Below are 12218 nucleotides of genomic sequence, written 5' to 3'. Positions count from 1 at the left end.
CGTAGGCGGCGACGGTGATCCAGTCGGTGTCGGGCTCGCTCATGGGGACATCCTGCCAGGACGGCGCACGGCCGGAGGCGCGATAACCGCTCGCACCCGGCCCGGCCTCCGCCCTACGCTCGGCGCGTCCTACGCCGGACACGCATTACAGATGACAGAGCACAGAGCAGACAGAGCACAGAGCACAGGGGGACGGATGAGCAAGGCCGGAGCCGTACGGGCGGCCAACGCGCTGGGCGTGCGGTGGGTCGAGCAGGCAGACCCGGCGGAGGGAACGGTCCTGATGCCGGCCGGCGTCTGGCCGCTGCTCGGGCTGTTGGCCCCGGCCGGGAGCCCCGAGGTCCGGGGCGAGTTGGCGCAGGCGCTCGGCCTGCCGCCGGCGGCCGCCGCCGACCGGGCCCGGGACCTCCTCGGCCTGCTGCGGGACGTCCCGGCGGTCGGTTCCGCGCTCGGCCTCTGGACCTCGCCGCGGCTGCGGCCGCGCCCCGAGTGGCTGTCCGGGCTCCCGGCGGACGTGCACGGGCGGCTGACCGGCGACGTCGAGGAGGACCGCCTGGTGCTGGACGACTGGGCCAAGGCTGCCACCGACGGCCAGATCGACGCGATGCCGGTGGAGGTGGACGAGGACACCCGGCTGGTGCTGGCCGCCGCGCTCACCGTCCGCACCGACTGGATCCGCCCGTTCCAGGAGTCCTACGGCGTGCCGTACGGCGAGGACGACGGGTGGGCCGAGCCCGTCCGCTACCTGTCACGGTGGACGTCGATGCTGGACCGGGTCGCCGTCCTGGAGACCCCGGCGGGCCTCGTCACCGAGGCCAGGGTGCTCGGCTACGGCGACATCAGCGTCCATCTGCTGCTCGGGGAGCCGGACGCCAGGCCCGGCCGGGTGCTGGCCGCCGGGATCGAGGCGCTGAACCAGCGGCACCGCCGGACCACCGCCGACCGGCTGCCCGACGGTACTCCCGGCCCCGGTCTCACGATCGCCCGGATCGCGCGGTACCAGCCGGAGGACCTGCTGGCCGTGACCGTCCCGCGGTTCACCGTCGAGGCCGACCACGACCTGCTGACCCACAAGGAGGTCTTCGGCCTGCGGACGCTGAGCGCCCGCTCGGAGACCGAGCACCGGCTGCCCGGCCTCGCGGACGGCGAGCCGCTGTACCTGAACAGCGCCCGCCAGCGCGCCACCGCCACCTTCGGCCCGCTCGGCTTCCGGGCCGCCTCGGTGACCGCCCTCGGCGTGGCCATCGGCGCCGCCGCGGAGACCCGGCGCCCGCCCTACCTGCAGCGGATCGCCCGGGTCGAGTTCGGGAGGCCCTTCGGCTTCCTCGCGGTCCACCGCACCTCCGGCCTGGTCCTCGCGGCGGGCTGGGTCACCCGGCCCGACCGCGAAGCCGACCGCGAGCCCGAGGACGACCCGTGGGAGGAGTGGCCGGACGAGGACTGACGGACCAACGGACGAAACGGATGGACTAGCGGGTGGGCGAACGGACGGCCGCCGGCAACCGGCCCGGCCGGGGCGCGTGATCACCACAACACCCCGTGCCCGGCCCCGCACTGCCAGACTGGGGCAGGCAACAGTCCGTCACGGAGAGAGGCACCATCCCGCATGCCCAGCAGCGCCGACGTCGACAACCCGTGGTTCCGCCGGTACAACCCGTCCGACTCCGCGCCCGCCCGGGTCGTGATCTTCCCGCACGCCGGCGGCTCGGCCAGCTACTACCTGGAGTACGCCAACGCGCTGGCGCCGTACGCGGACGTGCTCGCCGTCCAGTACCCGGGCCGGCAGAACCGCTTCATGGAGCCGACGATCAGCTCCATCGACGGACTCGCCGAGGAACTGTTCCGCGAGCTGCGGGACTGGACCGACCTGCCGCTCACCTTCTTCGGCCACAGCATGGGCGCGGCCGTCGCCTTCGAGACCGCCCGGCGCTTCGAGCGCGCCGGCCTGAAGGGGCCGGTGCGGCTGTTCGTCTCGGCCGGCCGCGCGCCCTCGCTGCCCCGGGACACCGCCGTCCACAAGCTGCCGGACGGCGAGCTGATGGAGGAGATCGTCCGGCTCGGCGGCACCGACGACCGGATCCTCGCCGTCCCCGCCCTGCAGGAACTGGTCCTGCCCGCCCTGCGGGCCGACTACACCGCCGTCGAGACGTACCGCTGCGCCCCGGACGCGACCGTGTCGGTGCCGATCACCGGCCTGATCGGCGAGACCGACCCGAACGCCACCGTCGAGCAGGTCGGCCAGTGGGACCGGCACACCACCGGCGGCTACGACCAGCGGATCTTCCCGGGCGGGCACTTCTACCTGGCGGACCGGACCGACGAGGTGGTCCGGCTGCTCGTCGACCACCTGCGCGGCTGATCGCAGCCGTCCCGGCACACGCACTGGTGACCGAAGCCCGCCGCTCGGCTACTGTGCGAGCTTGACGATCCGTCAGGACTGCCGGGGCCGCCAGGCCGGGCAGGTGGACCGAGCAGCCCACGCAGACCAAGCAGACCAAGCAGACCAAGCAGACCACCGGGAGGCCGCGTTGCGCCGGATCGCCGTCGTCGGAGCGGGCCAGGCCGGCCTGCAGTTCGCGCTCGGACTGGTGGCGGACGGGTACGAGGTGACGCTGGTCGCCGAGCGCACCCCGGAGCAGCTGCGCGGCGGGCGGGTGCTGTCCACCCAGGCGATGTTCGGCCCGGCGCTGCGGCTGGAGGCGGCCGCCGGGCTGGACCTCTGGGCGGACCGGACGCCCGCCGTCGCCGCCGTGGCTGCCGTGCTGGCGGCACCGCCCGCCGTACGGGCGCTCGAGTTCACCATGACGCTCGACGAGCCGGCCCAGTCGGTGGACCAGCGGCTCAAGCTGGCCGGCTGGCTGGAACTGCTGGCCGATCGCGGCGCCCGCGTCGAGTACCGCTCGCTGGACCGGGACGGGCTGCGCGAACTGGCCCGCCGGCACGAGCTGACCGTGGTCGCGGCCGGGCGCGGCGAACTCGCCGGAATCTTCGAGCGCGACGCCGTCCGCTCGCCCTTCGACCGGCCGCAGCGGGTGCTGTCCTGCCTCTACGCGCACGGCGTCGGCTCACCCGACCCGGCCGCCGAGCCCCGGGCGCGGATGCACGCCCTGCCCGGCCTCGGCGAGCTCTACCTGCAGCCGGCGCTCACCCTCTCCGGCCCCTGCGCGATCCTGCTCTGGGAGGCGCTGCCCGGCGGCCCGCTGGACGGGTTCGGCGACGCCCCGCCGCCCGACGTCCAACTGGCCAGGATCCGCGACCTGTTGGGCGAGTACCTGCCGTGGGAGGCGGAGCTCTGGACGGAGGCCGAGCCGACCGATGCCGGAGCCGGACTGTTCGGCGCGGTCACCCCGACCGTCCGGCGCACGGTCGCGGAACTGGGTTCGGGCGTGGACGCCGTCCATGTGCTCGGCCTCGGCGACGCCGTGGTGGTGAACGACCCGATCACCGGCCAGGGCGCCAACAGCGCGGCCCGCGCTGCCGAGGCCTACCGACGGGCCGTCGTCGAGCACGGCGACGCCCCCTTCACGGCCGACTGGATGTGCCGCACCGTCGAGCACTTCTGGCAGCAACACGCCCGCCACACCGTGGAGTTCACCGCCTCGATGCTGACCATGCCGGACCACCTGCAAGGCGTCTTCGCCGCGGCCGCCGAACACCCCGAAGTCGCCCGCCGCCTCGCCAACACCTACGCCGAACCCAGCGACCACGCCGCCTGGCTGGCCACCCCCGGCCTGACCGCCGCCTACCTCGCCTCGGTGGCGGCCGCCGACAGCTGAGCACCCGCTCCTCTCCCCGGACTCCGAGCGCCGGATTCGTGCGGCGGACTCGTGTGCCGGATTCGTGCCACCCGAGGGACTGTGAAAATCGCTTTCCGATCACCGGAGCACGGTGATAGACATCCGGCGTGCAAAAGAATCTTGAGTTTTCCGACCTGCTGCGACTGATCGATGAGCGGTCGACCGCCTTCCGCGCCGTGGTCGCCGCCGCGCCCAGTCTCGACGCAGAGGTGCCGACCTGCCCCGGGTGGACGCTGTTCGATCTGGTGAAGCACCTGGGTGGGGGAGACCGTTTCTGGGCCGCCATCGTCGGAGCGGGGCCCGCCGACGGTCCCCCGGCCGAGGCCGCCGCCGCGCGCGCCGCCCTGGAACTGCCGCGGGAGCGTGAGGTCCTGCTGGCCTGGCTGGCCGAGTCGACGGAGCTCCTGCTGGGCGCCCTGCGCGAGGCGGGCCCGGACGGCGGTTGCTGGACGTGGTGGTCCGCGTCGCAGTCACCGCAGACCTCCGGCGGTGTCGCCCGGCACCGGGTCCAGGAGACCGCGGTGCACACGTACGACGCCCAGCTCGCCGGGGGCGCCGCGCAGCCGCTGCCGGTCGAGGTGACACTCGACGGTGTGGAGGAGTTCCTGTTCACCGTCTGCGGAACGCCGAGTGCCTGGCCGCACAAGCCCACGGCCTTCGACTTCCACTCCGCCGAAGGCCTCTCCTGGCGCCTCACCGTCGACGGCGACGGCGCACGCTCCGCCCGCATCCCGGCGCCCACCGCCGCGACCGGCGAGGAGCCGGAGGCGGCCGGCGCCTCCGTCCATGGCACGGCCAGTGAGTTGGTCCTCTACCTGTACGACCGCATCAAGGCCGAGTCCTTGCGCGTGGACGGGGACGCAGGGCTGCTCGACCTGCTCCGCGCCTGGGAGCCGGAGGAGAAGTAGGACCCGGCGGGGCGGTCGGCGGCTCCTGACGGCGGCGAATATCGGAAGCGGCGGGTCGCCGCGCCGGGGCAGGATGGCGCGGTGACCTTCTTCTTCCGCCGTCAGCAGTCCCGCCCGCAGCGCTCCCCGGGGCGTGGGTGCCCTGGAGCGTGTCCGGCTGGCGGTGGCCGGGGCGCGGTCCCAGGAGGGGGGCGTGTTCGAGGAGTTGATCGGCGCGCTGCTGGCGGCCGGCTCGGTGGACCGCCCCGACGGCTCGCTGGAGGCGCTGCGGCTGCTGGCGGAGCGTCCGGCGCTGCTGTTGCGCCTGGACGCCTTCATCCGCCGGGAGTCGTGGTACTCGACGCGCCCCGCCCCGACGCCCACCGAGGCCGACCCGGTCGCGCTCGCCCTGGCGGGCTCGCACGCCGACGGCCGCGTCCGTGAGCGCGTGGTGCGGCGGATGCTGGACCGGCCGAGCCCCGAGCTGATGCCGTTCCTCGCCCTGCGGACCACCGACTGGGTCCGGCAGGTCCGGGAGCCGGCGTGCGCGGGCCTGGCCGTGCTGCTCCACGAGAAGCCCCTGCTGGCCACCCCGGCGACCGTACGGACGGCCCTGCTGCTCAACCGGCGTCGGCACGGCGCCTTCGCGCTCGGCCAACTGCGCGTGCCGCTGCTGGCGGAGCCGGGTTCGGCCCTGTCCGGACGGCTCCTCACGGCCCCCGAGCCCGCGGTGCGTGGCTTCGTCCTCGACACCACCGCGCACCGCCTCGGGCTCCGTGACCTCGCGGCCCTCGCGGAGAGCGACCCCGCCCGGCCGGTCAGGGCCCGCGCCGTCGAGGCTGCCGCCCGGCAGGCGGTCTGGACCGACCAGGCCGAGCTGCTGCGCCGACTGGCCCGCAGCCGGCACGCCGAGGTACGGATCACCGCCCTTACCGGGCTGATGCGCACCGGCGCCCCGCAGGCCGTGCTGACCCACCTCGACGACCCGGCCCCGCTGATCCGAGCCCTGGCCCGGGAGGCGGCGCGCCGCACCGGTACGGATCCGCTGGCGCACTACCGCGCGGCCGTCCGGGCCCCCGAGCCGCCGGTCGGGGCGATCGGAGGGCTCGCCGAGACCGGTGGCCGGGCCGACGGCCCCCTGTTCACCACCCTCCTGGACCACCCGGCGCCTGCCGTCCGGGTCCACGCCCTGCGGGCCCTGCGGAGCCTCGACCTGGTGCCCGTGCCCCGGGTCACGGAACTGCTGCGGGACGACTCCGCCGCGGTGGTCAAGGAGGCCGCCGGCGCCCTCACCCCCGGTGCCACCCGGCTGCCCGTCGACCTGCTTTGGGACCTGCTCGCCGATCCGCGGCGACCGGCCGTCCGACGGGCCGGGTACCGGCTGCTGAACCGGCACGACCGCCGCACCGCGCTGCGCGCCGCCCTGCTCGCGAGCGGCGACACCCACCCCCGACTCGCCGCCCAGGGCACGACGGACGCCACCACCCGGATCCGCGAGCTGGCCCCGCACCCCTGGCGCACCCGCCCGCTGCCGTCCCTCGACGCCGACCCCGGCCAGGCCGCCGAACTGCTCGCCCTGGCCGAGCGGCGGCGCACCGAGCTCACCGACAGCGTGGTCGAGCTGCTGCGGGACGTGCTCCGTCCGGTGTCCGACCGCACGTAGCCGCCGGCGGCTACCGGCCCGGCCCGGGTCGGCGACTGCGGAACCGTCCCCCGTGACCGGCGCGACTTGCCCCCGGGCTGCCCGGGGGACGAGGCTGGAGGGAGGACGGCAACGGGTTCGGGAGGCGTCGCCCGTGGACGGACAGCAGCCCGCGGGCCGGTCCGGCAGCGGCCACCGGAGCGTGCCGCACACGGCGGACCTGCGGGTGGAGGCCTGGGCGCCGACGGCCGAGGGCTGCATCGGCGAGCTGGTGCGCGCCGTCGTCGACGGCTTCGCCGACCTGCGCGGCGCGCGCGTCGTCGGCGAGCGCGGCTGCACCGTCCTCGGGGTGAGCGACGCGGACCTGCTCGTGGGCGTCCTGGAGGAGGTCATCTACCGGATGGACGCGGACGGCGAACTGCCCGTCGCGCTGGCGATCGGCCGCATCGAGGGGCTGGACGGCGCCCGGACCGTGGCCGTGCGCTTCCGGATGGCCGACACCGCCACGGGCGCCCTGGTCGGCGCCGTGCCGAAGGCCGTCTCACTGCACGACCTGGACCTGCGCGCCGGGCCGGACGGCTGGACCTGCCGGGTCACCGTGGACGTCTGAGCGCGCGAGCGGTGCGCGCGAGGTGAGCAGGGCGAGCGGTGCGAGCGGTGCGAGCGAGGTGAGCGGGGTGAGCGGGATGGAGATCGCACTGACCGCGGCGGGCCGCTGCCGCTGGCGGATCGAGCAGCGCCCGCCGATGCGGGTGCCCGGGGTGGTCTTCGCCTCCGAGGCGCTGCTGCCGCAGGACGCCGGGGACAAGGCGCTGGAACAGGTGGCGAACGTGGCCACGCTGCCCGGGATCGTCCGCGCCTCCTACGCGATGCCCGACGTGCACTGGGGCTACGGCTTCCCGATCGGCGGGGTCGCGGCCACCGACGTCGACGAGGGCGGGGTGGTCTCGCCGGGCGGGGTGGGCTTCGACATCTCCTGCGGGGTCCGGCTGCTGGCGGCCGGCGTCGACCGGGAGGAGCTCGACCCCGAGCGGATCGGCCGGCTGATGGACCTGCTGGACCGCACCGTCCCGCGCGGCCTCGGCCGGGGCGGCCTGTGGCAGCTGTCCGGGCCGGAGGAACTGGACGACCTCCTGCTCGGCGGCGCCCGCTACGCCGTCGAGCACGGCCACGGCGTACCGCGCGACCTGGAGCGCTGCGAGGACCGCGGCGTGCTGGCCGGCGCGGCCCCCGGCGAGGTGAGCACCCGGGCCGTGGAGCGCGGGCTGCAGCAGGTCGGCAGCCTCGGTTCGGCGAACCACTTCCTGGAGGTGCAGGCCGTCGACCGGGTGCACGACCCGGACACCGCGGCCGCCTTCGGACTGCGGCCCGGCCAGGTCTGCGTCATGATCCACTGCGGCTCACGCGGCCTCGGCCACCAGATCTGCACCGACCACGTCCACGCCATGGACCGCGAACTGCACCGCTACAAGATCGACCTCCCGGACCGCCAACTCGCCTGCACCCCGGTCGACTCGCCGCGCGGCCGCGCCTACCTGGGCGCGATGACCGCCGCCGCCAACTACGGCCGCGCCAACCGGCAGCTGCTCTCCGAAGCCGCCCGACGCGCCTTCGCCACCGCGCTCGGCGTCGGGCTGGAGCTGGTCTACGACGTCTCGCACAACCTCGCCAAACTGGAGACCCACGAGGTGGACGGCGCGCCCCGGCGACTGTGCGTCCACCGCAAGGGCGCCACCCGCGCGCTGCCGCCCGGCGACCCGGACCTGCCCGCCGACCTCGCCGCCGCCGGGCAGCCGGTCCTGGTGCCCGGCACCATGGGCACCGCCTCGTACGTCATGGTCGGCCTGCCCGGCAACGAGGCCTTCCACTCCGCCTGCCACGGCGCCGGACGGGTGCTCAGCCGGCACCGGGCGCTGCGCACCGTGCGCGGCGAGCAGCTCAAGAGCGACCTGGAGGCGCGGGGCATCGCGGTCCGGCCCACCTCGTGGCGGGCGCTCGCGGAGGAGACACCCGAGGCGTACAAGGACGTCGACGCGGTGGCGGCCGTCACCGAGGCCGCCGGGCTGGCGCGGCCGGTCGCCCGGCTGGTGCCGCTGGGCGTCTGCAAGGGATGAGCCGGCGTTCCCGGTGCGGGGCGCCGCGCGTTCGACGCCGTGGCTCGGGCCGTCGCCGGTGCGCCCGCAGCCGAGTGGTACCCGGTTGCCCCGGCCAGGTCTCTCGACAGACCCCGCCGCGAGCGCTTTGATAACCGACGCACCCGACACAGGAGGTGGGCCATGCCAGGCGACGGAACCGGCTCGGTGATCGAACTGCGGTCGCTCACCAAGCGCTACGGCGGCACGGTCGGCATCGAGCGGCTGGACGTGTCGGTCGCGGCCGGCGAGGTGTTCGGCCTGCTCGGCCCCAACGGCGCCGGCAAGACCACCACCCTGCGCTGCCTGGTCGGCCTGCTCGGCCCCAGCGAGGGGCAGGTGCGGGTGCTCGGCCTGGACCCGGTCGCCGACCACCGCCGGCTCGCCCCCTCGATCGGCTACCTGCCCGGCGAACTGCGGCTCTACCCCGAACTGACCGGGCAGCAGACCCTCGACCTGCTCGCCGCCCTCCAGGGCGCCCCGGTGCCGCGCCAGGGCGAACTGTGCGACCGGCTGAAGCTCTCCCGGGCGGACCTGGCCCGCCCGGTGGGGGAGTACTCGCGCGGCATGAAGCAGAAGCTCGGGCTCGTCCAGTCGCTCCAGCACCGGCCCCCGGTGGTGGTACTGGACGAGCCGAGCGAGGGCCTGGACCCCCTGGTCCAGGAGACCTTCTACGAGCTGCTCGCCGAGGAGGCCGCGGCCGGGCGGACCGTCCTGCTCTCCAGCCACGTACTGCCCGAGGTGCAGCGCACCTGCGGACGGGTCGCCATCGTGCGCCACGGCCGGCTGGTGACCGTCCGTTCGGTGGCCGAACTGCGCCAGGCCCGGGCCCGCCGGGTCCGGCTGGTCTTCGCCGACGGACTGGGCGCCCGGCCGCTCGGCGCCGCCGAACGGTGGTCCCCGCGCTGGGACGGCCGGCGGGTCGAACTGCTGGTGCCGCCGGACGAGGTCGTCCCGGCCGTGCGCGGCCTGCTGGCCGAACTGCCGGTGGCCGACCTGACGGTGGAGGAGGCGGGCCTGGACGAGGCCTTCCTCGACCTGTACCGCTCGGGCGATGGCGATGGCGAGGGCGACGGCGAGGGCGAGGGCGAGGCGGCGGTCGGGGCGGCGGGCGAGGACGAGGCGGCGGACGGGAACCGCGACGGCTCGGACGGGGAGACGACGCCGTGACCCCCGGCACCGTCAGCCGCCGCCTCCCCCTGGTCTGGCTCGCCCTGCACCGGCGGCGCCGGATGCTGCTCTCGCTGCTGCTCGGCATGGTCGTCTTCGAGACCCTGATCGTGGTGATCGCCGGAACCGTCGCGCCCGAGGAGCTGTTCGGCGCGGCCCGCCGCAATCCGCCGGGCGCGTTCCGGGCGTTCAGCGGCTCCAACGGCGACATCTCCATCGCCAGCTACCCCGGCCTGCTCGGCGCCGGGCTGACCCACCCGTTCTGGATCGCGCTCCAGCTCACCGTGATCGGCTCGCTCGGCGCCGCCGCCGTCGCGGCCGACGTCGAGTCCGGCACCATCGAGCTGCTGATGACCCGCCCGGTCTCCCGGCGCCGGCTGCTCGCCGAGCGGACCGGCGCCCTGGTCGCCGCCTCGGTGCTGCTCAACGCCGCCGCCACGCTGACCGTCGCGCTCGGGGTCGCGTTCTCCCCGAAGCTGCGCGACGCCGTCCCGGAGGGCGCGGTGTTCACCGCCGGACTGCTCGGCTGCGCCCTCGCCTTCTGCCTGACCGGGCCGGTGCTGGCGGTGTCCGCGCTCAGCCGGCGGCGGGCGCACGTGATCGGTGCGGCGGTGGTCTTCGGCGCGGTCGGCTTCGCGCTCAACTTCGTCGCGCTGGCCTGGTCCCCGGCCCGGGCGCTGCGCTACTTCAGCCCGTTCCACTACTACGCCCCGGGCGACGTGCTCGGCCACGGCGGGGTGCCGTGGGCGGCGCTGGGGGTGCTGACCGGTGTCGGTCTGCTCGGACTGCTGCTGGCGTTCCGGCTGCTGGAGCGGCGCGACCTGGCGATCTGACCCCGCTGCCGGCCGAGAGCACGCCGGCCGAGAGCACGCCGGCCGACCGCACGCCGGCCGGCCGACCGCACACCGCCCGACCGCACGCCGGGCACGCCGGTCGACCGCCTGACCAGGTGCACCGGTCGACCGCATCCCGCTTCACCGCCCGGAGCAGCCGTCCGGCATGATGATCCCCCTCGCCGACCCGGCGACGGTGATCATTACGCGCGGACGGACACATGGACAGCAGCGACGACAGACCCGCCCCACCCCGCCGGGCGGGCAGCGGCACGACGACCCGGCGAGCGCCGTGGCCGGCGGCGGTGGCCGCCCTGGCGGTCGCGGCGCTGGCCGGCTGGGGCGCCGCGACCGCCCCGGACTGGAACGGTCCGTGCGCCCCGGGCTTCCCCGGGGTGCGGGAGCTGCAGGACGCCCTGCCCACCTTCGCCTGCTTCACCGTGGGCGACCGGACCGCCGCCGGTTACCGGCTCGACGTGCGCTACTCGGGCAAGGAGCACGACCCGGACGAGGCGATGGCCGTCGCCCGCGCGGAGGCCGAGGTGTTCTGGCGGCGTTTCCCGTACCCGGTGTCGAGCGTGCACATCGACACCACGGCGGCCTTCGGCGAGTCGGCGGTCAAGCAGGTGACGCTCGACGCGGGCGAGCTCCGGTCCCGCTTCGGCCCGCAACCGGCCGGGCCGACCGCCCGTTTCCCCGAGCCGCCGGTCGGGCGCACCGGGATCGTGCTCTGGTCGGCCTGCGGGCTGTCGGCCGCCCTGGCGGCGGGCCTCCTGCTCCGACGTCGACCGGGTCGGCGGCCCGGACCTCAGCAGGCCCAGGCCTCGGCCAGCAGCCGTTCGCGGACCAGGGCCACGTGCGGATTGGCCGACTCGGCCGGGCGGCGGACCAGGTAGGCGGTGTTGATCGGCGGGTCGGCCGGTTCGTGCAGCAACCGAATCGCCCCGGAGGCGAGTTCGGCCCGGCAGAGGTAGCCGGGCAGGACGCTCCAGCCGGCGCCGGCCAGCACGGCCGTGAGCACCGCCCGCAGGTCCGGCACGGTGACCGCGGCCCGGGCGTGCAGCCGCTGGTCGAAGACGTGGCGCCAGTAGCGGCGGGCGATGGGCAGGTCCTCGGCGTAGCTGAGCAGCGGCACGTCGGCCAGGGCCTCGGGCAGTTCCCGGCCGGCCAGCCGCTCGGCCCAGACCGGGGCGGCGACCAGGACGAACTCCTCGTCGGCCAGCGGTTCGGCGAGCAGCGTGCGGCCGCGCGGGCGCCGGGTGGCGATCACCAGGTCGTGCCGTCCGGCCCGTAGTTCCTCCAGCAGGGGGTCGGTCAGCCCGCCGGTCACCCGCAGCTGGACGCCCTCGGCGACCAGGGGCGCCAGCTTCGCCAGCAGGACGGCGCCGAGGAACTCGGCCGGCCCGGCCAGGTGGACCGGCTCCGGCACGACGTCGCCGCGCCCGTCGGTGACGCCCGCCAGCCGGTCCAGCGGCTCCGCCAGCCGGGCGGCGAGGTCGTCCGCGTACGACAGCGGGCCGACCCCGCGTGCCCGCCGCTCGAACAGCTCCCGGCCGAGCCGCTGCTCCAGCGCGCGGATCTGCGCGGTCACCGTCGACTGGGAGAGGCCCAGGAGGTGCGCGGCCGCCGTGAAGGAGCCGACGCGGTGCACGGCGAGGAAGGTCCGCAGGTGGTTGAGGTCCAGGGGGCCGGAGCCCGGCGGCAGCCGATCGCTCATGCGTCGAGCCTACGGGATCCCGATGGCTGCGCCGCCCGAG

At 75.6% G+C, this 12218-nt stretch carries 11 protein-coding genes; 10 read left to right on the top strand and 1 reads right to left on the bottom strand.

The genetic code is table 11. From position 1 onward, the window contains the following. Positions 1-196: 196 nt before the first annotated feature. The 10 genes from ACYP53_RS22690 to ACYP53_RS22645 all read left to right on the top strand — a co-directional run bounded on the left by ACYP53_RS22690 (position 197) and on the right by ACYP53_RS22645 (position 11357). Complete coding sequence (locus ACYP53_RS22690) at positions 197-1444, top strand: serpin family protein (protein ID WP_459648741.1); 1248 nt, start codon at positions 197-199, stop codon at positions 1442-1444. A 162-nt stretch (positions 1445-1606) separates the two neighbouring features. Further along, on the top strand, positions 1607-2359 hold the full coding sequence (locus tag ACYP53_RS22685; RefSeq protein ID WP_459648740.1) for a thioesterase II family protein: 753 nt from the start codon (positions 1607-1609) through the stop codon (positions 2357-2359). A 61-nt stretch (positions 2360-2420) separates the two neighbouring features. After that, entirely contained in the window at positions 2421-3776 is a 1356-nt protein-coding gene (locus ACYP53_RS22680) for a styrene monooxygenase/indole monooxygenase family protein (protein ID WP_459648739.1), read from the top strand. A gap of 128 nt (positions 3777-3904) precedes the next feature. After that, on the top strand, positions 3905-4705 hold the full coding sequence (locus tag ACYP53_RS22675; RefSeq protein ID WP_459648738.1) for a maleylpyruvate isomerase family mycothiol-dependent enzyme: 801 nt from the start codon (positions 3905-3907) through the stop codon (positions 4703-4705). Positions 4706-4898: 193 nt separating this feature from the next. Continuing rightward, entirely contained in the window at positions 4899-6347 is a 1449-nt protein-coding gene (locus tag ACYP53_RS22670; RefSeq protein ID WP_459648737.1) for a HEAT repeat domain-containing protein, read from the top strand. A gap of 133 nt (positions 6348-6480) precedes the next feature. Next, on the top strand, positions 6481-6936 hold the full coding sequence (locus ACYP53_RS22665) for an archease (RefSeq protein WP_459648736.1): 456 nt from the start codon (positions 6481-6483) through the stop codon (positions 6934-6936). Positions 6937-7012: 76 nt separating this feature from the next. Then, positions 7013-8440, top strand: coding sequence for an RtcB family protein (locus ACYP53_RS22660; RefSeq protein WP_459648735.1), 1428 nt, complete (start codon positions 7013-7015; stop codon positions 8438-8440). 162 nt (positions 8441-8602) lie between these two features. Beyond that, on the top strand, positions 8603-9628 hold the full coding sequence (locus tag ACYP53_RS22655) for an ABC transporter ATP-binding protein (protein ID WP_459648734.1): 1026 nt from the start codon (positions 8603-8605) through the stop codon (positions 9626-9628). Then, complete coding sequence (locus tag ACYP53_RS22650; RefSeq protein ID WP_189918665.1) at positions 9625-10461, top strand: ABC transporter permease; 837 nt, start codon at positions 9625-9627, stop codon at positions 10459-10461. The genes ACYP53_RS22655 and ACYP53_RS22650 overlap by 4 nt, the downstream gene beginning before the upstream one ends. 221 nt (positions 10462-10682) lie before the next feature. Next, complete coding sequence (locus ACYP53_RS22645) at positions 10683-11357, top strand: hypothetical protein (protein WP_459648733.1); 675 nt, start codon at positions 10683-10685, stop codon at positions 11355-11357. On the opposite strand, the gene ACYP53_RS22640 is transcribed toward ACYP53_RS22645, so the two are convergent. Next, entirely contained in the window at positions 11270-12178 is a 909-nt protein-coding gene (locus ACYP53_RS22640; RefSeq protein WP_459648732.1) for a LysR family transcriptional regulator, read from the bottom strand. The two genes, ACYP53_RS22645 and ACYP53_RS22640, sit on opposite strands and share 88 nt — an antisense overlap. Between the last annotated feature and the right edge of the window lie 40 nt (positions 12179-12218).

The organism is Kitasatospora sp. Ki12 (assembly GCF_054601375.1).
Note: the sequence above shows the minus strand (reverse complement) of the source record. Positions and strands in the feature narration are given on the sequence as shown.